A 22,640-nucleotide genomic window follows, 5' to 3' on the forward strand; every position below is an offset into this window, starting at 1 on the left:
CGGACTCCTACTTAGGGCGCCAACGGCCGGCCCTTGACAGTCGGCAGGTGCGCATGTAACCGTTTACATCAGTCTCAACGAGGAGCCCGATCCATGGCTGTGAAACTCGCAACGCCCCAGACGTCGGCCACGCGCCAGAAGCTGGAGCTGCACCCCGACCGCGCATTGCCGGTCGATCCCGACCAGCGCGCCATCGCGCGCACCATCTACGCGCAGACGAAGGACCTTCCGCTGATCTGCATGCACGGGCATGTGGAGGCCGAGGTCTTCGCCACCGACCAGCCGTTCGCCGATCCGGCGCAGCTGCTGATCGTCCCGGACCACTACGTCACCCGGATGCTGGTCTCCCAGGGAATGACCCTTCCGGAGCTCGGCGTCCCACGCCTGGACGGGGGCCCGGTGGAGACCGATCCGCGGACGATCTGGCGGGCGTTCTGCACCAACTGGAAGCTCTACCGCGGCACCCCGTCGCGCTACTGGCTGGAGCACGAGCTGGTCGAGGTGTTCGGGGTCGACCTGGTGCCGAGCGCCGAGACCGCCGATGCCCTCTACGACCGGATCGCCTCGGTCGTCGCCGATCCGGACTTCCGCCCGCTGGCGCTGCTCGACCGGTTCAACATCGAGGTCATCTCGACCACCGACGCCGCCTCCAGCGACCTGTCGCACCACCGCAGCCTCGCCGAGCAGGGTTACGGCGAGCGGGTGCTGCCGACCTTCCGGCCCGACGCCGTGGCGTGCATGGATCGCGCCGGCTGGCGTCGGTCCGTCGATGCCCTGGGTGTCGCCGCCGGTATCGAGATCGGCGATTTCGCAGGCTTCCTCGAGGCGCTGCGCTCCCGTCGCCGGGCGTTCGTCGCCGCCGGTGCCCGGGCGAGCGACCACGGTCACGACCTCGCCGACACCACCCCGATGGATGGCCACGCCGCCGAGCGGCTCTTCGCGCGCGCCCTGGCCGGAGAGCAGGTCTCCCTCGAGGAGGCCCGCGCCTTCGCCGCGCACATGCTCTTCGAGTTCGCCGGGATGTCGGTCGAGGACGGGCTGGTTATGCAGCTGCACCCCGGCGTGCTGCGCAACCACCACGACGGCATGTTCGCCCAGCACGGCCTCGACAAGGGCTTCGACATCCCCCACGCGGTCGAGTACACCCGAGCCCTGCGACCGCTGCTCCAGGCGTACGGCACTGATCCGCGGTTCAGGATGATCCTCTTCACCATCGACGAGACCGTCTACACCCGCGAACTCGCCCCGATGGCCGGTGTCTACCCGGCGGTGAAGCTCGGCGCGCCGTGGTGGTTCATCGATTCCCCGGAGGGCATGCGCCGCTTCCGGGAGACGGCCACCGAGACGGCCGGCTTCTACAACACCTCGGGGTTCGTCGACGACACCCGCGCGTACGCCTCCATCCCCGCCCGCCACGACCTCTTCCGTCGGATCGACGCCGGATTCCTCGCCCGCCTGGTGCTCGAGCACCGGCTGGGCGAGGACGAAGCCGTCGAGACCGCGCAGGACCTCGCCTACCACCTCCCGAAGGCGGCCTACGCCCGCCGTGACCAGATCTGACGAAGGAGTCGGAACACATGGCCACCACAACCACCTCCATGAACACCATCGGCAAGGTGCGACTCTCCCTGAAGGAGAAGATCGCCTACGGCATGGGTGACCTCGGCAACGGGTTCATGTTCGACCTCGGACAGGCCTATCTGCTGAAGTTCTACACCGATGTCGCCGGACTGCCCGGCGCCGTCGCCGGCGGTGTCTTCCTCTTCACGAAGGTCTTCGACGCCTTCATGGACCCCCTCGCAGGGACCTTCATCGACACCCGCAGGAGGATCGGCAAGCACGGCCGCTTCCGCCCGATCATGCTCAAGTCGTCCATCGCGCTGGCGATCCTGACGATCTTCACCTTCTTCACCCCCGGCGCCCACGCCAGCACGAACCTCATCTACGCGTACGTCTCCTACATGGCGTGGGGCGTGCTGTACTCCTTCACCAACGTGCCGTACGGCTCCCTCGCCTCGGTGATGACCCAGGACAGCGAGCAGCGCGCCCAGCTGGCCTCCTTCCGCCAGGCCGGATCGGTCAGCGCCCTGCTGATCACCGGCGTCGCGTTCATGCCGATCGTGCTCGCCTTCGGTGACAACCAGCGGCTCGGGTTCGCAGTCGCCGCGGGGCTGATGGCCCTGGTCGGCGTCCTCTGCTTCAGCGTCACCGCCGGCTTCACCCGGGAGCGGGTGCCCGTCGCCCGGACGTACGAGAAGCTCACCGCCAAGGAATTCTTCCGCACGATCGGTCAGAACCGGCCGCTGCTGGTCCTCATCCTGATGACCGTCTTCTCGATCTCCGCGTACAACCTCACCACCGCGATGATCGTCTACTACACCCAGTACTACCTGGGCGACGTCCGCCTGCTGCCGTACGTCAACTTCATCAGCATCGGCGCCTCGATCATCGGCATCCTCTCGATGCCGTGGCTCACCCAGGTGATCGGCAAGAAGCGCACTGCAATCCTCGGCTTCGGGATCGCCGCGGTCGCCGACGCGCTGAACCTGCTGCTACCCACCCACCTGGTCTCCTTCACCGTCCTGCTGAGCCTCGCCTTCATCGGCGTCGCGCTGCCGAACGGCATCACCTGGGCGCTGGTCTCCGACGCCATCGACTACGGCCACTGGCGCACCGGCTCCCGCCGCGAGGGCATCACCTACTCCGCCTTCAACTTCTCCCGCAAGATCGCCCAGTCGATCGCCGGCGGCCTGGCGGGCTTCGGCCTGACCCAGATCGGCTACCACCCGCACGTCGCGCAGACCGCCCAGACACTGGCGGGCATCCGCTTCCTCCAGGTCGGCTACCCGGCCATCGCCCTCGCCCTGGCCGGCGTGATCCTCGGCTTCCTCTACCCGCTGTCCGACAAGCGCCACGCCGAGATCGCCGCGGAGATCCACTCCCGCGAGGCCGGCAAGGAGTTCATCGAGGGCACCGACACCCCCACCACCCCGATCGAGGAATGACATGCTGACCGACATCACCGCTCACCGGATCGTCCCGGTCGTCGTCCTGCACGACGCCGCCCGGGCCCACCACCTCGGCCAGGCCCTGGTCGACGGCGGTCTGCCCGTCGCCGAGGTGACCTTCCGCACGGACGCCGCCCTCGCCTCCCTCGAGGCGATGGCCGCCCGCGGCGACCTGGTCGTCGGTGCCGGGACGGTCGTCGAGCCGGGACAGGTCGACCGCGCGGCGGCGGCCGGCGCGACCTTCATCGTCAGCCCCGGGCTGTCCGTCCCCGTCGTCGAGCGGGCCCTCGAGCTCGGCCTCGACGTCCTGCCCGGCACCGCCACGCCGAGCGAGATCACCGCGGCCCTCGCCCTGGGGCTGACCACGGTGAAGTTCTTCCCCGCCTCGGTCTACGGGGGCACCGAGCGATCAAGGCCCTGTCCGCCCCGTTCCCCCAGGTGTCCTTCATCCCGACCGGCGGTGTCGGACCGGACAACCTGGCCGACTACCTCGCCCTGCCCTGCATCCCCGCGGTGGGCGGCTCCTGGATGGTGCCGGCGGCGGCGATCGCCGAGGGCCAGTTCGAGACCATCACCCGACTCACCCGCACCGCGGTCGACGCCGCCTGTGTGACCGTCTGAGGAGACCTCCATGATCGACCAGTTGACGCCGTCCGATCGGCTGACCATCCGTCCGGCCGCCGAGTGCCGCTACGACGCCGTGTCCCTGGGGGAGGTGATGCTCCGGCTGGATCCCGGCGACGGGCGGATCCGGACCACCCGTTCCTTCCGCGCCTGGGAGGGCGGCGGTGAGTACAACGTCGTCCGGGGCCTGCGCAAGGTCTTCGGCCTGCGCACCGGCGCGATCACCGCCCTGGTGGACAACGAGATCGGCCACCTGGTCGAGGACCTGATGATGGCGGGCGGTGTCGACACCTCGCTCATCCACTGGGTGGAGGGTGACGGAGTGGGCCGTACGGTCCGCAACGGCCTCAACTTCACCGAACGCGGCTTCGGCGTCCGCGGTGCCGTCGGGATCTCCGACCGCGGCAACACCGCGATCGCCCAACTGCGGGCCGAGGACGTCGACTGGGACCACCTGTTCGGCGACCTCGGCGTGCGATGGCTGCACACCGGCGGCATCTACGCGGCCCTCTCCGAAACCGCCGCCCGGACGGCGAAGGCCGCGCTGGAGGCCGCGCACCGCCACGGCACGGTCGTGTCGTACGACCTCAACTACCGCCCCAGCCTGTGGAAGGCGATCGGCGGGCAGGCCCGCGCCCAGGAGGTCAACCGGGAACTGGCCCGCCACGTCGACGTGATGATCGGCAACGAGGAGGACTTCACGGCCTCCCTCGGCTTCGAGGTCGAGGGCGCGTCGGCGGGGCTGACCGACCTGCAGGTCGATCACTTCGCGGCGATGATCGACCGGGTGGCCGCCGAGTACCCCAACTTCGGCGTCATCGCGACGACCCTGCGCGGCGTACGCACGGCCACCGTGAACGACTGGAGCGCCATCGCCTGGAGCCGCGGGACCGGTCTGGTCCAGGCCACCCAGCGCGAGGGGCTCGAGATCTTCGACCGGGTCGGCGGCGGGGACTCCTTCGCCTCCGGGCTGGTCTACGGCCTGCTCAACGGGGAGGGTCTCGCCACGGCCGTCGAGTACGGCGCCGCCCACGGCGCGCTGGCGATGACCACCCCCGGCGACACGTCCATGGCGAGCCGCCGTGAGGTGCTCAAACTCGCCGGCGGTGGCGGCGCCCGGGTCGACCGGTGAGGGGCCGGACGATGACCAGCCTGCCGACCAGCCACGCGCTGCACCTGCTCGATCACACCGACACCGTGGCCGTGGCCGTGCGCGACCTGGCCGCCGGCGAGACCATCGAGACCACCCCGGGGCACACCCTCACCGTGCTCGACGATGTGCCCCGGGGCCACAAGGTCGCCCTCGCCGACGTGGCGGTGGGCCGGCAGGTCCGCAAGTACGCCCACGTGATCGGCCGGGCGACACAGGACATCCGAGCCGGAGAGCATGTCCACTCGCACAACCTGGCTTTCTCCGACCATGTCCTCGACGAGAGCGCCGACAGCGCGGTGGGGGCGACGCGAGCGCGATCGAGCACGCCCACGGCGTCGCCGAGGGGGCGATGAGACTGCCGAGGCGGCGCACGTTCCGCGGGATCCGGCGCAGTGACGGCTCGGTGGCCACCCGCAACCACATCGCGATCGTCAGTTCGGTGAACTGTTCGGCGACGGTGTGCAAGGCGATCGCCACCCGCGCGGAAGCCTCCGGATTGCTGGAGGAGTACCCCACCATCGACGGTGTCGTCGCGGTCACCCACGACCAGGGCTGTGGACATGTCGGCCAGGGTGAGGGACTGGCGATGCTGCGCCGCACCCTCGCCGGGTACGCCACGCACCCGAACGTGGGTGGCGTGGTGCTGATCGGCCTCGGCTGCGAGATGAACCAGCTGGAGGGGCTGCTGGACGGCCTCCCGCTGCGCCCCGCGGTCCCGTTGGTCTCCTTCACGATCCAGGACGAGGGCGGCACCAAGGCCGCCGTCGCCCGGGGACTGGCGGCGATCCGGGAGATGGCGCCCCAGGTGGCCGACGTCTCACGCGAGGACGTCCCGGTCGGTGAGCTCGTCGTCGGCCTCAACTGCGGTGGCTCCGACGCCTGGTCCGCGGTCACGGCCAACCCGGCCCTCGGCCATGCCTCGGACCTCATCGTCGCCCAGGGGGCCGTACGGTGCTGGCCGAGACCCCCGAGGTGTACGGAGCGGAGGACCTGCTGATCCGCCGGGCGGAGCGACCGGAGGTGGCGCAGGAACTGCTGGACATCATCGGCTGGTGGGAGTCGTACACCGCGGCCGACGGCGGCGGGACGATGGACAACAACCCCTCCCCCGGCAACAAGGCCGGCGGCATCACCACCATCCTGGAGAAGTCGCTGGGCTCCGTGGCCAAGAGCGGGCATTCCCCGCTGCGCGCCGTCCAGCGCTACGCCGAGCCGATCACCACCCGGGGCTTCACTTTCATGGACACCCCTGGCTATGACCCGGTGTCGGTGACCGGGTTGATCGCCGGCGGCTGCACCCTGGTCTGCTTCACCACCGGTCGCGGCTCAGCGATCGGGACCCGACCCGCTCCCACGCTCAAGCTCGCCACCAACTCCGACCTCTACCGGCGGATGAGCGACGACATGGACCTGGACTGCGGCGTCGTCCTCGAGCAGGGCGTCTCCGTCGAGGAGATGGGGCTGCGGATCTACGACGCGATCCTCGACGCCGCGTCGGGCCGGCCGACCAGGAGCGAGGAACTCGGCTACGGGGAGAACGAATTCGTCCCGTGGCATGTCGGTGCGGTGACCTGACGCCGCCACGACTCGGACCGTCGGCATCCTGACGATCCATCAGCGTACGGAGGAGGCCCGCCCACACGGCGGCTTCCTCCGTTCGTCGTTCTCCGGGGGCGACCTCGGGGGACGACACCCGTCTCCCCCGATCAGCTGCCCCTGGCAAGCCCGGCATACCCCCCACGGGTATATAGTCATTGCTGTCGACGGATACCCCTGCGGGGTACTCCGCCAGGGTACTACCGCCGTAGTACTTCAGCACTCGTCGGGCGTACGCCCAGGAAAGGACATCGCGATGTCGACCACGACCGAGTACCAGGTCTCCGGCATGACCTGCCACCACTGCGAGATGTCGGTGAGCGAGGAGGTCGGCGAGATCCCCGGCGTCGAGTCCGTCGAGGTCAGCCACAGCACCGGCCGCCTGGTCATCACCAGCGCTGCCCCGATCGATCCGGCCGCCGTCACCGCCGCCGTCGAGGAGGCCGGCTACCAGGTCGTCGACGCCGCCTGAACCTCGACCACCCCGTGGGGCCGGCCCGCCACACGGCCCCTCGGTCCCCCTACGTCCACCCTCGGCAGGAAGAAGCCCACCGTGTCCACGACCCAGGTCGACCGGAGCGCCATCCTCGCGGCTCCCGGCCACGTCACCGATATCGAGCTCGAGATCGGTGGCATGACGTGTGCCTCCTGCGCCAACCGGATCGAACGCAAGCTCAACAAGCTCGAGGGCATCACCGCCTCGGTGAACTACGCCACCGAGAAGGCCCACGTGACCATCCCCGAGGGGTACGACCCCGGGCTGCTCCTTGAGACGGTGGCCGAGGCCGGCTACACGGCCGCCCTGCCGAAGGTCGAGCCGACCACCGCCGACCGCGACGATGACACCCCCGACCGCCAGGAGCTCGAGCTGCGGACCCTGCGCGGCCGCCTCATCGGCGCCGCGCTCCTGTCCGTGCCGGTGATCCTGCTGGCGATGGTGCCGGCCCTCCAGTTCGACAACTGGCAGTGGCTGTCGCTCACCCTCGCCTCCCCGGTGATCGTGTGGGCCGCGTGGCCGTTCCACCGCGCCGCCTGGACCAACCTGCGCCACGGTGCGGCGACGATGGACACGCTCGTCTCGATGGGAACCGGCGCGGCCTACCTCTGGTCGCTCTACGCCCTGTTCTTCGGCACCGCCGGGATGACCGGGATGAAGCATCCGTTCGAACTGACCGTCGGGCCGAGCGACGGAGCGGCGAACATCTACCTCGAGGTCGCCTCGGGCGTGGTGATGTTCATCCTGCTGGGCCGCTACTTCGAGAAGCGCTCGAAGCGCCGGGCCGGCGCCGCGCTGCGTGCCCTGCTCGACCTCGGCGCCAAGGACGTCGCGGTGCTGCGCGGCGGCACCGAGGTCCGGATCCCGGTCGACGAGTTGCGCGTCGGCGACGAGTTCGTCGTACGCCCCGGTGAGAAGATCGCCACCGACGGTGTTGTCGTGACCGGCACCTCCGCCGTCGACGCGTCGATGCTGACCGGCGAGTCGGTGCCCGTCGAGGTCGGCCCCGAGGATGCCGTCACCGGCGCCACGGTCAATGCCGGCGGCCGGCTCGTCGTCCGCGCCACCCGGATCGGCGCCGACACCCGGCTGGCGCAGATCGCGAAGCTGGTGGAGGACGCCCAGTCGGGCAAGGCGGAGATCCAGCGGCTGGCCGACAGGGTGTCCGGCATCTTCGTCCCCATCGTCATCGTGGTCGCCCTCGCCACCCTGGGCACCTGGATCGCCCTCGAGTACCCGATGACCGAGGCGTTCACGGCCGCCGTGGCGGTGCTGATCGTCGCCTGCCCGTGTGCCCTCGGCCTGGCCACCCCGACCGGCCTGCTCGTCGGCACCGGTCGCGGCGCCCAGCTCGGCATCCTGATCAAGGGCCCCGAGGTGCTCGAGTCGACCCGCAAGGTCGACACCATCGTGCTGGACAAGACCGGCACGGTGACCACGGGCACGATGACCCTGATGGACACGTACGCCGCCGACGGCACTTCGCTCGAGGAGGTGCTGCGTCTGGGTGGCGCGGTCGAGGAAGCCTCCGAGCACCCGATCGCCCGCGCGATCGCCGCCGGGGCCCAGGAGCGCGTCGGTGTCCTGCCGGCCGTGGCCGACTTCGCCAACCTCGAGGGCCGCGGGGTCCGGGGCTGCGTCAACGGCCACGACGTGCTCGTGGGTCGGGCGACGCTCCTGGCGGACCACGGGATCACACTCTCAGACGACCTGGCTGCGGCCCGGTCTGAGGCCGAGTCGGGCGGCCGGACGGCCGTGCTCGTCGCCTGGGACGGGGAGGCGCGTGGCGTCATCACCGTTGCCGACGCCGTCAAGCCGACCAGTGCGGAGGCCATCGCCCGTTTCCGCCGGCTCGGACTGACGCCGGTGCTGCTCACCGGCGACAACCGGACGGTCGCGGAACGTGTCGCCGCCGAGGTGGGCATCGACCGGGTGATCGCCGAGGTGCTGCCGCAGGACAAGGTCCGGGTCGTCACCGAACTCCAGGCCGAGGGTCGGGTGGTGGCGATGGTCGGGGACGGCGTGAACGACGCGGCTGCCCTCGCCCGGGCCGATCTGGGGCTCGCGATGGGCACCGGGACCGACGTGGCGATCGAGGCGGCCGACCTGACCCTGGTGCGCGGAGACCTGCGGGTGGCGGCCGACGCCATCCGGTTGTCGCGCCGCACGCTGGGGACGATCAAGGGGAACCTGTTCTGGGCCTTCGCCTACAACGTGCTCGCCATCCCACTGGCGGCGACCGGCCTGCTCAACCCGATGATCGCCGGGGCGGCGATGGCCTTCTCCAGCGTCTTCGTGGTGAGCAACAGCCTGCGGCTCCGCGGCTTCCGGTCCGACCTCCGCTGAGGACCGCACCGGCAGAGGGGGGCTCAGGCGTCCCTCTGCCGGGGACCGTCCTCCTTGGGGGTCCGGGCCGGCCCCTCGGTCTGCGCCGACGTGCGGGCTTCCGCCGACTCGTGGGCGTCATGGCGGCGGAACGGCAGCAGGTGCGCGATGCTCGTCAGCACCCCACCGATCACCAGCGCCACCACGCCCGAGCCCAGGGTGTCGATCAGCCAGGCCAGGAAGCCGCCCACCCCGGGCACCTCGTGGGCAGGCGCGGCGAGGTGGTGCAGGAGGTCGGCCGGCGCATGCCAGCCCAAGGTGTTGGCGCCGGAGATCAGGATGTGCCCCCCGACCCACAGCATCGCGGCGATCCCCACCGTCGACAGCACCGACAGCACGGTCGGCATGGCGCGGACCAGCGCAGCACCGATCCGCTGGGTAGCGGGCCGCTCGCGCTCCTTCAGCGCCAGGCCCATATCGTCCATCTTCACGATCAGCGCGACCACGCCATACACGAGCACCGTCAGCACCACGCCGACGACCGCGAGGGTCAACATCTTGGGCACCAGCCCCATCCCGGCTCCCTGGCCGGCGTTGACCCCGGCCAGGGAGATCACCATGATCTCCGCGGAGAGGATGAAGTCGGTGCGTACGGCACCGCGGATCAGGGCCTTCTCCGAATCCGCGCCCCGTTCGACCGCCGGGCCGGACGGTCCATCCTCGCCGTGGCCGCCGCGAAAGGCCTCGAGAACCTTCTCGGCCCCCTCGAAGGAGAGGTAGAGACCACCGAGCATCAGCAGCGGTGTCAGGACGACGGGCAGGAAGCGGTCGAGGACGAGCAGGACGGCGATCAGGATCGCCTTGTTCAGCAGGGAACCCCGTCCGATCCGCCAGACGACCGGCAACTCACGGCTGGGGTGGATGCCGGCGACGTACTGCGGGGCCACGGCCGTGTCGTCGACCACCACCCCGACCGTCTTGGTGCTGGTCGCGCTGGCCGCCTTGGCGATCATCGCCACGTCGTCCAGCAGGGCGGCGAGTCCTCCGGCCATGGGTTCCTCCCGGGAGTACGGTCCGTGGTGGGCGGGCGTACCGCTGGTGGCGGACGCGTGTGAGGGAAACCTAGCAGCCGGCTGTGACACTCCCGGTTCGCGCGTGCTCCCCGGCCCACTCTGTCAGTCTGGCCGAAAGGGCCCTCGAGAAGAGGAGACACCGTGGCAACGACCCGACCGTTCCACCGGCGTGTGCTGGTCAGGCTGGTGGTCGCCGCCGTCCTGGGCATCGTGACCGGCGTGATCGTCACCATGACCTGGCGGTCCGAGGCCTCCCCCGTTGCGGGGTGGATCGTGACCGCCCTGGTCTACTGCGGCTGGACCTGGGCCACCATCGCCCCGATGGACGCCGAGCAGACCCGCTCCCACTCCACGGCGGAGGACGCCGGTCGTGGGACCACCGACGTGATCCTGCTGATCGCCGCCCTCGCCAGCTTGGTCGGAGTCGCCGTACTGCTGGCCGCCGGCTCCCAGAAGGGGTCGTCCGCCATTGCCGAGACGGGACTGGGCGTGCTGTGCGTGATCTCCTCCTGGCTGCTCGTCCACACCTTGTTCACCATGCGCTACGCGCGCCTGTACTACGAGAACGGCGGCGGCATCGGCTTCAACCAGGACGAGGACCCCGACTACCAGGACTTCGCGTACCTGACGTTCACGGTGGGGATGACGTACCAGGTCAGTGACACCGACATCACCTCGAAGGCGATCCGGCACACCATCCTGCGTCATGGCCTGTTGAGCTACCTGCTCGGTGCGGTGGTGCTGGCGTCGACCGTGAACCTGGTCGCCTCCATCGCCTCGAACGCCTGAGCGACTCGCACGCCTCGAACACCTGAGCGTCCGGGACCAGCGGCCGGGTGCCGCCGGGTGCGCCGGGCTGTTGTCAGAGGGCTTCCGCCGGACCCTCGGGATCGACCTCCGCCGCCCGGCGCTCCGCGGCGTAGGCCTCGACGCGGCGTTCGAAGGTGCGCCCTATCAACCGGCCGACCACCAGGGACACGATCGCCGCGACCCCGAACAGCCCCCAACTGGCGTCCTTCACGTACCGCTCCGCGGCCATGCCGAGGAAGTGCACCAGGAGGGTGATGCCCCCCGCCCAGCAGGCGGCCCCGGACGCGTTCGCCATCAGGAACCTCGGGTAGGTCAGCTTGAGCGCCCCGGCCAGGGGGCCAGCGAACATCCGCAACAGCGCGATGAACCGGCCCAGGAAGACCGTCCCCACGCCGTAACGGGCGAAGAGGTGCTCGGCGTAGAGGATCCGGTCGGCAGAGACGTGACGCGGGAACCGTACGGCCAAGCGATCGAGCAGGGCAGGCCCGAAGTGGCGTCCGACCGAGTAACCGATCGAGTCGCCGATCACGGCGCCGGCGAAGGCGGCGAGCGCCACCCAGATCGGCGAGATGTGCAGCTCGCTGCGAGAACTCATCAACGACCCCGCGATGAGGGCCGTCTCGCCGGGCACCGGCACGCCGATGCTCTCGATCCCCACCAGCAGCCCGATCAGGGCGTAGACGGCCACCGGCGGGATGGAATGGAGGAACGTGATGAACGACATGGCATCCAAGAGGTCGGGAGGACCGGCGAACGGCACCACCGGTCGTACGTAGTCCTCCGACCATAGTCGGCTGCCGCTGAGAGTCCACGCAAGGCGCGATCGTCCGCCGCCGTTGTAGGCACACGCGGCAGTTGCAGTCACCCGCCGGGCGCCGACGCGCGGCAGGAGAATGGCACCTCGGCGCCTGAACGGAACCACGGCGGCCGTGCTCTCGGAGAAGACCGCGCACAATCATCGACCCCGAGGATGACCGCTCCCGGCAGGGCGTTCCGCAGGGAGCCCCAGCCCTGAGAGCGCGGCGGACACCGATCTGGCCCCAGGACGGGAACAAACCTACGATTGGGCCGTGGAAATCTCTCACCAGCCGGCACACAGCACACCGTCCCGCCCCGACACGACCGACTGGACGGTGCCGAGCGCCCAGGGATGCCCACAGTGCGGCTTCGTTCCCATCCGTCCGTTGAGCGGCGTCGCCCGTCGGCTGCGCGACTCGGTGGAGCGCTGGCAGGCGGTGCTGGAGCTGCCCGATGTCGCCGTCCGGCCCGAACCCGACGTCTGGTCGCGGCTGGAGTACTGCTGCCATGTGCTGGACATCAACCGGGTGTTCACCGTCCGGGTCGAGCGGATGCGGTCGGAGGACGTGCCGACCCTCGAGGGCTGGGACGGTGAGGTGGCCGCTGTCGAGGGCGACTACAACGCCCGGGATCCCCGGTCGGTCGCGTCCGACTACGAGACGGCCGCACACCGGGCCGCGGAGCTCTTCGCCTCACTCGAGGAGGACGCGTGGCACCGACAGGGCGTCCGCGAGGACGGCAAGAGGTTCACCATCGCGACGCTGGCGGACTACTGGCTGCATGAGGTGCAGCACCACCTGGCCGACGCCGAACGCTGATCGACCCGTACGGCGCTGATCGACGCGCTCAGCCGGTCCCGGGCTCGGTGGCGCCGGCCGCGTACTCCGCCGAGAGCACCTGGTAGGACCGGGAGGCGAACGCCAGGCCGGTGACCAGCAGGCCGATGGACGACGCACCGATGAAGACCAGGGCGATGCCCCGGGCCTCGCCCGCACCGACCAACCATCCGAAGGCCCGCCGGCCTGGATCGGACGCCATGTACGGGATCAGCCCGTACTGGGCGAGGGGACCGATGAGGAAGGCGGTCAGCGGCGCGGCCGCCGTTTCCACGGCCTGCGCGAAGCCGAAGACCCGGCCCTGCAGGCCGTACGGCACCACCCGTTGCAGCGTCGTCTGTTCGGCCGCCTCCACGACCGGGATGACGGCCATGTAGAGGAGCAGGCCCGCGGCGAGCAGCGCGACCGACTCGCGGAGGGTGAAGAGCAGGCCGATCAGCTGGATGACGACATCGCCGAACAGCAGCAGGCGCAGCGGCTTGCGGCCGAGGCCGACGGTGGCCACCACCGCCCCGCCGATGATGAACCCGAAGCTCACCACGCCCCAGAGCAGGCCCCACGCCTCGACCGACATCAACGTCAGACCGTACGGATCCAGCAGGGCCAGGAAGACGCCGCCGACGAGGTTGTTGAAGGTCGAGAAGATGATCAGGGCGAGCAGACCCGGGATGGCGACGACCGTGCGGGCCGCGGCGCCGAGGGCGACCGGCCGTGGCGCCGTCGCGGCGTGCTGGACCGCGGGCTCCGGGACGGCGATCGTCACCAGGTGTCCCAGCGAGAGCACCGAGAGCACCACCGCGACCACGATCGTCCAGCCCATGCCGATGAGGCCCAACGCGAGGCCACTGAAGACGGAGGTGACGGCGAAGCTGAGCCCGTTGACGATGCCGACCCGACCGTTCGCCTTCGCCCGGCCCTCGACCGGCACGAGCAGCGTGACCGTCGTCGGCAGCGCGATCTCACGGGCGCTCTCGGCGATGCCCCCGAACAGCACGGCCGCCACGAAGATCCAGAACGGGACGGCACCGATGGTGAGCAGGCGGTCGTGCGGGAAGACGTGGTAGCAGACCAGAGCCGCGGCGAAGGACACCGCGGTCAGGACCTGGCTGGCGACCATCACCGACTTTTTGCGGAGACGGTCGACCAGCATGCCGAAGGGCACCGCCACCACGGCGACGAGCAGCATGTACGCGCCACCCATGATCGAGGTGGCGAGCACCGACCGGGTCTCCAGATAGACCCAGAAGGTGGCGGCGAACCACAGGAAGTTCGTGGTGAGGTTGGCGATGAAGGTGTTGACCAGCAGCAGGGCGAAGGCCCGGCTCGGGGTGTGCATGGTTCGGCTCCGTACGGTGGGCCCGGAGGCCTCCCATCGTACGGGCGGTCGTCCGCGGACGGTCAGGCGAAGGGGGCGGAGGCCTTGTCGAGCGCGGCGACCTGCTCCTGGGTGAGGGTGAGGGCGGCCGCAGCCACCAGGTCGGGGAGCTGCTGGGTCGTCCGGGCCGAGGCGATCGGCGCCGTGACCCCCTTGGCGAGCAGCCAGGCCAGAGCGACGGTGGCCGGTGCCACGCCGTGCTCCTCGGCGACGGCGACGAGGGCATCCACGACGCCCAGGCCGTCGGCGTTCAGGTGTCCCTCGGCCCGCCGTCCGCGGACCGACCGCTGGAGGTCCTCCGGGGTGCGGTACTTGCCGGAGAGGAAGCCGGAGGCCAACGCGTAGTACGGGAACACGGCCAGGCCCGCGGAGGCGGCGATCGGCGCGTAGCCGGTCTCGTAGCGATGGCGGGCGACGAGGTTGTACTCCGGCTGGAGGGCGACAGGGGCGGTGAGCCCCTCGGCCGCGGCCGCGTCAAGCCAGGCGCGCATCCGCTCAGGGGTGATGTTGGACATCCCGATCGCCCGGATCCGGCCGTCCCGGACCAGCGCGTCGAACGTGGCCGCGATCTCCTCGATCGGCCGCTCGGTGTCGTCGTAGTGGGCGTAGTAGAGGTCGATCCGGTCGGTCCGCAGCCGGCGCAGCGAGTCGTCGACAGCCGCTCGTACGTTGTCGGGGGCCAGTCCCTTGCGGCCCTGGAGGGCACCGACCTTGGTGGCGATGACCAGGTCGTCGCGGTTACCGCGGGCGGCCATCCAGTCGCCGATGATCTCCTCGGACTCGCCGCCCCGGTTGCCCGGGACCCAGGCGGAGTAGGAGTCGGCGGTGTCGATGAAGTTGCCGCCGGCGGTCACGAAGGCATCGAGGACGGCCTCGGATCCCACCCGGTCGGAGGTCCAGCCGAACGTGTTGCCGCCGAGATTGAGCGGGAAGATCTCGGTCTCGAGCGTCGGGATGCTTGCCATGTCCTCACCTTGCCACACCTGCTTCAGGATTCAAGCACGTACGACACGTCGCCGCCGTACGGCACCGGAAGGCGCGACAGAGCTGGTGCGGGACGGCACACTGGAGACACGAGGAGGGGCAGCATGATCGAGTTCACCTGGACGGACACGGTGGCCGAGGCCCACCTGTGGGCCCGGGAGCTCCGGCCGTTCGCCGAGATCGCCACGACCATGGGCGAGCTCGCCGCGCGCCGGTCGACCCTCCATCCGCGGCCGCTGCCAGCAGGCGTTTTTCCCAGTGGGACCACCGACCTCGATCTGCTCGACCAACTCCTGGTGGCGCGCCGCCCCGAGACGCTGGTCGCCGACGTGACGCTGGAACCGGCCAGGGAGATCGAGGCGCGGTGCGCCCGACTGGTCTTCGACGATCCCGGCCGGGTTGCGGAATGGGACCGGGACCAGCCCATCGTGGCGCTCGCCGCTCCGATCATCCGCGACGATGAGGTGCTCGAGACCGTCGTATTCAATGCCGACTGCCTCGACATCCAGCAGCACGAGTGGGACGAGTTGCGCGAGGGCTGGCTCCCTCGCCTGGCGGACAGCGGCTGGCAGCCGTGCAGCACGGCCTTCCTCACCGCCGCGATGACGGGATTCCTCGACGTGTACCAGCGCCAGTCGGCACCGCGGATGCACGATCTGGTCCTGGTGGAGCCCCTGTGCCCGCACCCCGTGGTCCGGGCGGCGTTGGACTCGCTGCGTCCCGTACGCCAGTGACGGCGACCCCGGCGGCAGGGCAGTAGGGCGAGGCGGTCGCGCGGGGGCGGTGGTAGCATCACCGCATGCTGTCCTGAGGATCGTGCCGGTCCCACGTCCGAGGCGTCTGCCCGGTGGGAACCCTTCACCACTCCTGGATCCCTCATGTCCTCAGCACTCACCCCTTTCTCGCCCTCCACCGCCTCGGGCGCCGACCACCTGCGCGTCGAGGGGGTCTCCCGCTCGTTCCCTGACCGCCGGGTGCTCACCGATGTGTCGTTCGTCGTCCCGGCCGGGAGCCGTGCCTGCCTGATCGGCGAGAACGGGTCGGGCAAGTCCACCCTGCTGCGGATCGTGGCCGGTCTCGACCAGCCCGACGCGGGCACGGTGAGCGCCCCCGGCACCGTGGCGCTGTACCACCAGCAGCCGCCCTTCCCGCTCACGCTCACTGTCGGGGAGGCGCTGCGGGATGCGACGGCGCCCCTGCGCGAGGTGGTCCGCCGGGTCGAGGCGGAGGGGGAGGCGATGGCCCACCCGGAGGTGATGGCCCACCCGGAGGTGGTGGCGGGCGCGGGGGCGGCCAGTGGGGCCGCCGACCGCTTCGAGGCAGCCCTCCGGGAAGCCGAGGCGCGCCAGGCATGGACGGTCGATCATCTGGTCGACCGGCTCGTCCACGGTCTGGGGCTCGGCGGCATCGCGCCCGACCGGCGCGCCGACAGCCTGTCCGGAGGCCAGGTGAGCCGACTGTCACTGGCCTGGCTGCTCATCCGCCGGCCGGACACCCTCCTGCTCGACGAACCCACCAACCACCTCGACGACGCGGCCGTCGCGCTCCTCACCGAGTTGCTCGCCGGCTGGTCCGGGCCGGTGCTCATGGCGAGCCACGACCGGGCCTTCCTGGACGAGGTGGCAACCCTGCTGCTCGACCTGGATCCCGCACCGCTGGCCCACGCCGCCGTACGCCACGACCGGGACTCCCCCGGCTCGGGGTTCGGCGTGACCAGGTTCTCCGGGACGTTCACCGCCTACCGGCAGCACCGCGAGGCCGCCCGCGACCGCTGGGAGCGGCAGTACCGCGAGGAGCAGGACGAACTCGACCGGCTGCGGCGCCGAGCCCGCGACGACCATGCGGTCGGGCATCCGGGCCGTGGGCCGCGCACGGAGGCGCGGGCGTCGAAGAAGTTCTACGCCGATCGCAACGCCACCGTCGTGTCCCGCCGGGTCAACGACGCCTCCGCCGCGCTGGCCGCGCTGGAGGCGGCCCAGGTCCGCAAGCCGCCGGCCGATCTGCGGTTCCGCGGCCTGACGGGCACGCCCTCGGCACGGATGCGTACGCCCGGGCCGCTGCTCGTCGCGACCGAGGTGGCGATCCCGGGCCGCCTGGCGCCGACTTCCGTCGCGCTCGGCGCTGACACCCGACTACTGGTCACCGGCCCGAACGGCTGCGGCAAGTCGACACTGCTCTCGCTCCTCGCTGGTCGGCTCGAGGCGGCCACTGGGACACTCACCCGTCTCGGCCGGCTGTCGGTCGGGATGCTCGGACAGGACGTCGCGGCCCGCGAGCCGTCCCGTACGGTCGCCGACACCTATCGGGACGCCGTCGGGGTCGAGCGCGCGGAGCGTACGCCACTGAGCCGTTTCGGCCTGGTGGCGGGCCGGGACGAGGAGCGGCCGGTGGGCAGCCTCAGCGTGGGCCAGCGACGGCGGCTGGACCTCGCAATCCTGCTCGCCCAGCCCCCGACGTGCTCCTGCTCGACGAACCGACGAACCACTTCTCGCTGCTGCTGGCAACGCAACTGGAGGCGGCGATCCCGGACTACCCGGGGGCGGTGGTGGTGGCGAGCCACGACCGCAGGCTACGGGCGACGTGGACGGGAGAGGAGCTGGCACTCAGTGCCTAGACGGTCCGGGAGGTGCCCCCACTGTCCCCGGAACACCGACCCCACCCCGGGTCGGAGGCCGCCTCGGCCGTAGGTTGGTGGAAACATGGCTGTCGCACCACGGCAGTGACCCTGCCACCCCTCGACCGAAGGACCAGCACTGTGGGCCAGAACACCACCCTCGCGATCACGCTGGTCGTCTTCGGTTCGTTCTGCTACGCCCTGTCGGCCTCGTTCCAGCACCGGGCGATCAAGCGTAAGGTCCGGCGCAACGAGGAGAAGGCGCCCCTCGGCTTCCGAGCCTTCCTCAGCACGATCCGCTCGCGGCGCTGGCTCGCGGGGGCAGGCCTCCTCGGGGTCTCCGCCCTCCTGCAGGTGATCGCCCTCTCGATGGCTCCGGTGAGCGTCGTCCAGCCCGTCGGGCTGCTCGCGTTCCCGTGGTCGATCCTCATCCAGGCGCGGCTGCACCGGCAACGGATCCGTCGCCGGGTCGGGCTGGCGGTGCTCCTCACCGTGGGCGCCACGGCCGCGTTCACGGTGCTCAGCGCCCTGCACGCCGTCCCCCAGTCGGACCTCAACGGGGTGCGGGTGGCGGTCGGTGCGGCGGTGGTCTACCTGCTCACGCTGGCCTTCGGCCTGCTCGGCGCCCGAGGTCCGAAGCACTGGCGGTGTCTGCTCTGGTCCTCCGGCGGCGCAATGCTGTACGGGCTCGAGGCGGCCCTGGTGAAGTCGCTGATCGACTTCATCCGCCACACGCAGTGGTGGCACTCACCCCTGCTGATCGGGATCCTGGCGGCGCTGGTGATCGGCAGTTCGACGGCGGGCTGGATGATCCAGCAGGGCTTCGCCACCGGACCGAGCGAGATCGTGGTCGGGTCGACGACCATCACCAGCCCGGTGATCGCCGTGACGTACGGCATCGCCGTCCTCGGTGAGGGCCGGCTGCTGGACAACCTCACCGGTGGCCTGATGGCGCTCTTCGCGGCCCTGGCGGTCGCCGGCGTGGTGGTGCTGACCCGGCTCGACAAGTCCTGGGACGAACGCCCCCTGCTGCACTGAGGGCTCGTCCCTTGCGGACCTGCCGAACCGGGTCCCGCGACGATCAGTTGAAGTGGTACAGCCGCTGCGCCAGGCGATAGCCGAAGAGCGACAGCCGTCGCCCAAAGGGTCCCGCGAGGTTGGTGCCGAGGACCACGGAGTGCCGCCCGAGACGGGCGCGGAGGTTCGGGTCGACGGAGTCGATGTGCTCCCACATCGCCCGGCGCATGACCAGCCCGTCGCCCCCCTTGATCACCGAGAAGATCGACGACGCCGCCACGATCAGGGCCAGGTAGTTCTCCATGTACCGGGCCAGCTTCGGGTTCGGGATGTCGTCGGGAAGCTTGTGCGCCTCCACCATCACCGCGGTGATCCGCATCTGCTGGTCGAGCCGGCCGACCATGATCGGCTCGTTGACCGACTGGTCGTCGCGGCCGATGAAGTAGTGGTAGAGATCGACCGGAAGGTAGTACAGCGTCTTCACCAGCGGCAGCGGCACGTAGACGAAGATGTTGTCGACGTAGAAGGTGTGCTCGGGAAGCTTCAGCCCGCTGTCACGCAGGACCTGCGTACGGTACGTCGCGGCGTGCATGAGGATGTTCTGCCCGCGCCCGAAGAGGCGGGTGCGGTCCCAGGTGATCTGCTTGTTCGTCGGCAACGGCCCGCGGTAGCGGATCACCCGGCGGTTACCGGTGGCGACGTGCTCGTAGACGTAGTTGGTGACGATGAGGTCCGCCGGGTTGTCCGAGGCGATGAAGCCGCGGAGCTTGGTGAGCAGCAGCCCCAGCGCGTCCTTGTCGAGCCAGTCGTCGGAGTCGACGACCCGGAAGTAGTGCCCGGTGGCCGCCGCGAGGCCGGCGTTGACCGCACCGCCATGGCCCTTGTTGGGCTGGTGGACGACCTTGATGGTGTCGGGGTGGCGCCGGGCCCACTCGTCGGCCTTGGCCGCGGTGTCGTCCTTCGTCGACCCGTCGTCGACGATGATGATCTCCAGGTCCTTCGCACCGACCAGCATGGACTCGACGCAGTGGTCCATGTAGTCGGCGGAGTTGTAGCAGGGGATCGCGATGGTGAGCGTCGGACGATGCTCGGCGGTCATTCAGTCCTCCTCGGGGCTGGTCGTGGTGGCCGGTGCGTCGGCGAGCAGCCGGTCGGACAGTTCCAGGGCGTTGGCCACGGTCGCGTCCATGTTGTAGTAGCGGTACTCGGCGAGCCGCCCGATCGGGTGGAAGTCGGCGAACTCCCGGGTCAGTGCCACGTACTTGCCGTGCAGCGCGAGGTGCTCCTCGTCGAGGACCGGGTAGTACGGATCCATGCCCGCGTCCGGCTCGTACGGCTTGGAGTACTCCCGCACGATCGTGGTGACCCCGGGCAGCTCCTGGCGGGTGAGGTACTTGAACTCGGTGATCCGGGTGAAGTCCTCGGAGACCGTGTAGTTGATGGTGCCGCGCTGCTGGAAGTAGTCCTGCGGGTAGGTCTCGAAGACGAAGTCGAGCGAGCGGTACGGCAGGCGGCCGAAGCGGCAGTCGAAGAGTTCGTCGAGCGGGCCGGTGTAGATGACGGTGCCGCCGAAGGTCTGCCCGCCGATCCGGACCTCCCCGGGGGTGGTCAGGTCGAGGACCGTACGGGCATCGACGTCGGTGCGGACGCTGATGCCGGGGTGGTCGAGCATCCGGGCGATCAGCGCGGTGTACCCGTCGGTCGGCAGGCCCTGGTGCGGGTCCTGGAAGTAGCGGGAGTCCTCGGAGAGGAAGACCGGCACCCGCGCGGTGACCGAGGCGTCGATCTTGTCGGGCGTCGTCCCCCACTGCTTCACCGTGTAGTGCAGGAAGACGTTCTCGTAGACGTAGTCGGCGACCTCGACCAGGTCGGGGTCGTCCTCGGCGCGCAGCTCGTTGATCGAGACCTTGGCGCCGTCGCCGTAGCGGGCGACCATCTTGGCGATCAGCTCGTTGCCGCGCTCCTCGCCGAACGCCATCCGCATCGAGATCTTGTTGAACGGCACGGGCATGAAGGTGCCGTAGACGTTCGCGAGGACCTCGTGGGAGTAGCCGTTCCACTCGGTGAAGCGGGACAGGTAGTCGAACACCCGCTCCACCCGGGTGTGGAAGATGTGCGGGCCGTACTTGTGCACCAGCACCCCCGCGTCGTCGACATGGTCGTACGCGTTGCCGCCGATGTGCGGGCGCTGCTCGAGGACGAGGACGCGTCGGCCGCCCCGCTCGGCCAGCTCCCGGGCTATCGTCGTGCCCGCGAATCCCGCCCCGACCACGATGGCGTCGTACGCCCCGACATCCAGGCCCTCGAGGGCCCCACCGGTCTCGACCACAGTCCTGCCTTCCTCACCGCTCATCCGGGCCACCACCGGGCCGCTGCGGGAGCGATCGGCTGGTCCGCGACACCGCTGGGCATCCGGGACATCGTGGCACTGTTCAGGGATGCTAGTCGGCGCGCCCCCGGGTTCCCGCATCGGGATGGCATGAGTCACACGCACCCCCGACGTACCGCACAGCGGACTGCCGCCGGACCGGCCAGGGCCCGAGGAGTCAGGTCACCTTCCGGGCACCGAGTCGTCATCCAGCGCTCACCCTCCGGACACCTCCGGGTCCGACACCTCCGGGCCGTACGTCCGGCGCGCTCAGCCGACCCGGCTGCTCGACCACCGGTACTCCTCGTCCGCGGATGCCCCCTGGCCCGGCTCGGTGGCGACGATCCGCAGGGTCGGCCGGGGGTCGAGGGTGATCTCGACACGGACGACCTGGCCTTCGGGACCGGTCGACTCGTACGTGATCCAGGTGCAGTCCTTCCCGACCACGCGCAGTCGGGACCGGACCAGCCACGGGTGGCGTCGCCGGAAGCCGATCAGGTCCTGGTGCAACCGGCGCATCCAGCCACCGAAGGGCGCGAGCTGCTCCGGGGAATCGGGCAGCGGCGGACGCAGCGGATCATCGGCGCCCGGGCCACTGCCCCGGGTCCCGCGGAACGCCTCCTCATCGCCGTAGTACACGCTGGGCATGCCCGGAGTGGTCATCAGGATCGCCAGGGCGAGGGCGGCACCGTCGTCGCCGACCGTGGAGGCGATCCGATCCACGTCATGGTTGCCCACGAAGGTCTGCAGGACGACGTCGCGGGAGAACCCGTCGTGCCGCTCGAGCGCCCAGGCCAGTTCCCAGAAGTTGCGATCGCGCAGCGAGCTCCAGGTCGCCTTCCACAACTCGTAGCCGGTGATGGAGTCCAGGCTGCCAGCGGCCGCGATGGCGGCGTAGTCGCCGTGGATGACCTCCCCGATGAACAGCGCCTCGGGGAATTCCGCCCGCACCCGGGCCAGGACCGTACGCCAGAAGGCCGGCGGGACGGAGTAGGCCACGTCGAGTCGCCAGCCGGCGATGCCGCGCCGTAGCCAGTGCAGCATGATCGCGGCCACGGCATCGGCCACCCGCGGGTCGTCATGGTTGAGAGGGACGAGGTCCCCGTGGCCCTCCCAGGTCCCCGGGACGCCCCAGCGGTGACCCTGCCCGTCGTCGTGCCAGTCGATCCGGACCAGGTTGGCGGTCTCGCTCTCCGGGCCCTTCGCCAAGGCCTGCTCGACCCAGGGGTGACGGCGCCCGACATGGTTGAACACCCCGTCGAGCACCACGGCGAGCCCGCGACCGGCGGCCGCAGCGAGGAAGTGGTCGAGATCGGCCTCGTCCCCGAGACGGGGGTCGATGGCGAAGTGGTCGAGGGTGTCGTAGCCATGCGTGTCGGAGGCGAAGACCGGGCCGAGCAGCAGTCCGGAGCACCCCAGGGCGACGACGTGGTCGAGCCAGGCCTCCAACGCCGGCAGTCGATGGACCACCTCGCCGGGGCGGTCGCCGCGGATCGGGGCACCGAGGGCGCCGAGGGGTAGACGTGCCACCAGATGGCGGAGTCGAGGAGAGACACGGGATTT

17 protein-coding genes and 3 pseudogenes are annotated in these 22,640 nt (G+C 70.3%); 13 read left to right on the forward strand and 7 right to left on the reverse strand.

Translation table 11 applies throughout. The features are described from left to right. Positions 1-93 precede the first annotated feature (93 nt). From uxaC to Rai3103_RS05185, 8 genes and pseudogenes are all read left to right on the forward strand, one after another. Positions 94-1,560: a glucuronate isomerase gene (uxaC, locus tag Rai3103_RS05155; RefSeq protein WP_153571677.1), complete on the forward strand. Its 1,467-nt coding sequence runs from the start codon at positions 94-96 to the stop codon at positions 1,558-1,560. A gap of 17 nt (positions 1,561-1,577) precedes the next feature. Beyond that, positions 1,578-3,005, forward strand: a complete 1,428-nt coding sequence (locus Rai3103_RS05160) for a glycoside-pentoside-hexuronide (GPH):cation symporter (RefSeq protein ID WP_153571678.1) — start codon at positions 1,578-1,580, stop codon at positions 3,003-3,005. A gap of 1 nt (position 3,006) precedes the next feature. Further along, a pseudogene (eda, locus tag Rai3103_RS05165) lies at positions 3,007-3,629 on the forward strand (bifunctional 4-hydroxy-2-oxoglutarate aldolase/2-dehydro-3-deoxy-phosphogluconate aldolase). A gap of 10 nt (positions 3,630-3,639) precedes the next feature. Further along, a complete protein-coding gene (locus tag Rai3103_RS05170) occupies positions 3,640-4,764 on the forward strand; it encodes a sugar kinase (protein WP_153571679.1) in 1,125 nt (374 codons plus the stop codon). Positions 4,765-4,775: 11 nt separating this feature from the next. Further along, a complete protein-coding gene (locus Rai3103_RS17550; protein WP_228489186.1) occupies positions 4,776-5,138 on the forward strand; it encodes a UxaA family hydrolase in 363 nt (120 codons plus the stop codon). Further along, positions 5,135-6,360 (forward strand): annotated as a pseudogene (locus tag Rai3103_RS05175) (UxaA family hydrolase). Before Rai3103_RS17550 ends, Rai3103_RS05175 begins: the two are co-directional and overlap by 4 nt. Positions 6,361-6,637: 277 nt before the next feature. Continuing rightward, positions 6,638-6,853, forward strand: coding sequence for a heavy-metal-associated domain-containing protein (locus Rai3103_RS05180; RefSeq protein ID WP_153571680.1), 216 nt, complete (start codon positions 6,638-6,640; stop codon positions 6,851-6,853). A 162-nt stretch (positions 6,854-7,015) separates the two neighbouring features. Next, complete coding sequence (locus Rai3103_RS05185) at positions 7,016-9,223, forward strand: heavy metal translocating P-type ATPase (RefSeq protein WP_153573616.1); 2,208 nt, start codon at positions 7,016-7,018, stop codon at positions 9,221-9,223. A 23-nt stretch (positions 9,224-9,246) separates the two neighbouring features. Here the strand turns inward: Rai3103_RS05185 and Rai3103_RS05190 are convergent, their stop codons facing one another. Next, positions 9,247-10,254 (reverse strand): DUF808 domain-containing protein, encoded by a 1,008-nt coding sequence (locus Rai3103_RS05190; protein WP_153571681.1) that lies wholly within the window; start codon positions 10,252-10,254, stop codon positions 9,247-9,249. Positions 10,255-10,416: 162 nt separating this feature from the next. Here Rai3103_RS05190 and Rai3103_RS05195 point away from each other — a divergent pair, with 162 nt between their 5' ends. Further along, positions 10,417-11,064 carry a DUF1345 domain-containing protein gene (locus Rai3103_RS05195; RefSeq protein ID WP_228489187.1) on the forward strand — a complete coding sequence of 216 codons (648 nt, stop codon included), beginning with the start codon at positions 10,417-10,419 and terminating at the stop codon, positions 11,062-11,064. 73 nt (positions 11,065-11,137) lie between these two features. Here the strand turns inward: Rai3103_RS05195 and Rai3103_RS05200 are convergent, their stop codons facing one another. Beyond that, on the reverse strand, positions 11,138-11,809 hold the full coding sequence (locus Rai3103_RS05200) for a DedA family protein (protein ID WP_153571682.1): 672 nt from the start codon (positions 11,807-11,809) through the stop codon (positions 11,138-11,140). Positions 11,810-12,269: 460 nt separating this feature from the next. Here Rai3103_RS05200 and Rai3103_RS05205 point away from each other — a divergent pair, with 460 nt between their 5' ends. Further along, the gene (locus tag Rai3103_RS05205) at positions 12,270-12,701 is read left to right on the forward strand and encodes a DinB family protein (protein ID WP_194793278.1); all 432 of its coding nucleotides are present in this window, start codon (positions 12,270-12,272) and stop codon (positions 12,699-12,701) included. A 28-nt stretch (positions 12,702-12,729) separates the two neighbouring features. Here the strand turns inward: Rai3103_RS05205 and Rai3103_RS05210 are convergent, their stop codons facing one another. Further along, complete coding sequence (locus Rai3103_RS05210; RefSeq protein ID WP_153571684.1) at positions 12,730-14,055, reverse strand: MFS transporter; 1,326 nt, start codon at positions 14,053-14,055, stop codon at positions 12,730-12,732. A gap of 62 nt (positions 14,056-14,117) precedes the next feature. Then, a complete protein-coding gene (locus tag Rai3103_RS05215; protein ID WP_153571685.1) occupies positions 14,118-15,059 on the reverse strand; it encodes an aldo/keto reductase in 942 nt (313 codons plus the stop codon). A gap of 123 nt (positions 15,060-15,182) precedes the next feature. On the opposite strand from Rai3103_RS05215, the gene Rai3103_RS05220 reads away from it, so the two are divergent. From Rai3103_RS05220 to Rai3103_RS05230, 3 genes are all read left to right on the forward strand, one after another. Beyond that, the gene (locus Rai3103_RS05220) at positions 15,183-15,812 is read left to right on the forward strand and encodes a hypothetical protein (protein ID WP_153571686.1); all 630 of its coding nucleotides are present in this window, start codon (positions 15,183-15,185) and stop codon (positions 15,810-15,812) included. A gap of 144 nt (positions 15,813-15,956) precedes the next feature. Then, positions 15,957-17,765 carry an ATP-binding cassette domain-containing protein gene (locus Rai3103_RS05225; protein WP_228489188.1) on the forward strand — a complete coding sequence of 603 codons (1,809 nt, stop codon included), beginning with the start codon at positions 15,957-15,959 and terminating at the stop codon, positions 17,763-17,765. Between the two features lie 68 nt (positions 17,766-17,833). Continuing rightward, positions 17,834-18,730, forward strand: coding sequence for a DMT family protein (locus tag Rai3103_RS05230; protein ID WP_153571687.1), 897 nt, complete (start codon positions 17,834-17,836; stop codon positions 18,728-18,730). Positions 18,731-18,773: 43 nt separating this feature from the next. On the opposite strand, the gene Rai3103_RS05235 is transcribed toward Rai3103_RS05230, so the two are convergent. From Rai3103_RS05235 to Rai3103_RS05245, 3 genes and pseudogenes are all read right to left on the reverse strand, one after another. Beyond that, a complete protein-coding gene (locus Rai3103_RS05235) occupies positions 18,774-19,808 on the reverse strand; it encodes a glycosyltransferase family 2 protein (RefSeq protein WP_153571688.1) in 1,035 nt (344 codons plus the stop codon). Then, on the reverse strand, positions 19,809-21,062 hold the full coding sequence (glf, locus tag Rai3103_RS05240) for a UDP-galactopyranose mutase (protein ID WP_153571689.1): 1,254 nt from the start codon (positions 21,060-21,062) through the stop codon (positions 19,809-19,811). A gap of 285 nt (positions 21,063-21,347) precedes the next feature. Further along, a pseudogene (locus Rai3103_RS05245) lies at positions 21,348-22,633 on the reverse strand (alpha-amylase family protein). Positions 22,634-22,640: the final 7 nt, after the last annotated feature.

Origin of the sequence: Raineyella fluvialis (genome assembly GCF_009646095.1) — a bacterium.
In the GTDB taxonomy this organism is placed as follows: Bacteria; Actinomycetota; Actinomycetes; order Propionibacteriales; family Propionibacteriaceae; genus Raineyella; species Raineyella fluvialis.

What these genes read in the sequence shown, in the direction of transcription:
- uxaC (WP_153571677.1), top strand. Translation starts at nt 94, where the DNA reads ATGGCTGTGAAACTCGCAACGCCCCAGACGTCGGCCACGCGCCAGAAG.
- Rai3103_RS05160 (WP_153571678.1), top strand. Translation starts at nt 1,578, where the DNA reads ATGGCCACCACAACCACCTCCATGAACACCATCGGCAAGGTGCGACTC.
- Rai3103_RS05170 (WP_153571679.1), top strand. Translation starts at nt 3,640, where the DNA reads ATGATCGACCAGTTGACGCCGTCCGATCGGCTGACCATCCGTCCGGCC.
- Rai3103_RS17550 (WP_228489186.1), top strand. Translation starts at nt 4,776, where the DNA reads ATGACCAGCCTGCCGACCAGCCACGCGCTGCACCTGCTCGATCACACC.
- Rai3103_RS05180 (WP_153571680.1), top strand. Translation starts at nt 6,638, where the DNA reads ATGTCGACCACGACCGAGTACCAGGTCTCCGGCATGACCTGCCACCAC.
- Rai3103_RS05185 (WP_153573616.1), top strand. Translation starts at nt 7,016, where the DNA reads ATGACGTGTGCCTCCTGCGCCAACCGGATCGAACGCAAGCTCAACAAG.
- Rai3103_RS05190 (WP_153571681.1), bottom strand. Translation starts at nt 10,254, where the DNA reads ATGGCCGGAGGACTCGCCGCCCTGCTGGACGACGTGGCGATGATCGCC.
- Rai3103_RS05200 (WP_153571682.1), bottom strand. Translation starts at nt 11,809, where the DNA reads ATGTCGTTCATCACGTTCCTCCATTCCATCCCGCCGGTGGCCGTCTAC.
- Rai3103_RS05210 (WP_153571684.1), bottom strand. Translation starts at nt 14,055, where the DNA reads ATGCACACCCCGAGCCGGGCCTTCGCCCTGCTGCTGGTCAACACCTTC.
- Rai3103_RS05215 (WP_153571685.1), bottom strand. Translation starts at nt 15,059, where the DNA reads ATGGCAAGCATCCCGACGCTCGAGACCGAGATCTTCCCGCTCAATCTC.
- Rai3103_RS05220 (WP_153571686.1), top strand. Translation starts at nt 15,183, where the DNA reads ATGATCGAGTTCACCTGGACGGACACGGTGGCCGAGGCCCACCTGTGG.
- Rai3103_RS05225 (WP_228489188.1), top strand. Translation starts at nt 15,957, where the DNA reads ATGTCCTCAGCACTCACCCCTTTCTCGCCCTCCACCGCCTCGGGCGCC.
- Rai3103_RS05235 (WP_153571688.1), bottom strand. Translation starts at nt 19,808, where the DNA reads ATGACCGCCGAGCATCGTCCGACGCTCACCATCGCGATCCCCTGCTAC.
- glf (WP_153571689.1), bottom strand. Translation starts at nt 21,062, where the DNA reads ATGAGCGGTGAGGAAGGCAGGACTGTGGTCGAGACCGGTGGGGCCCTC.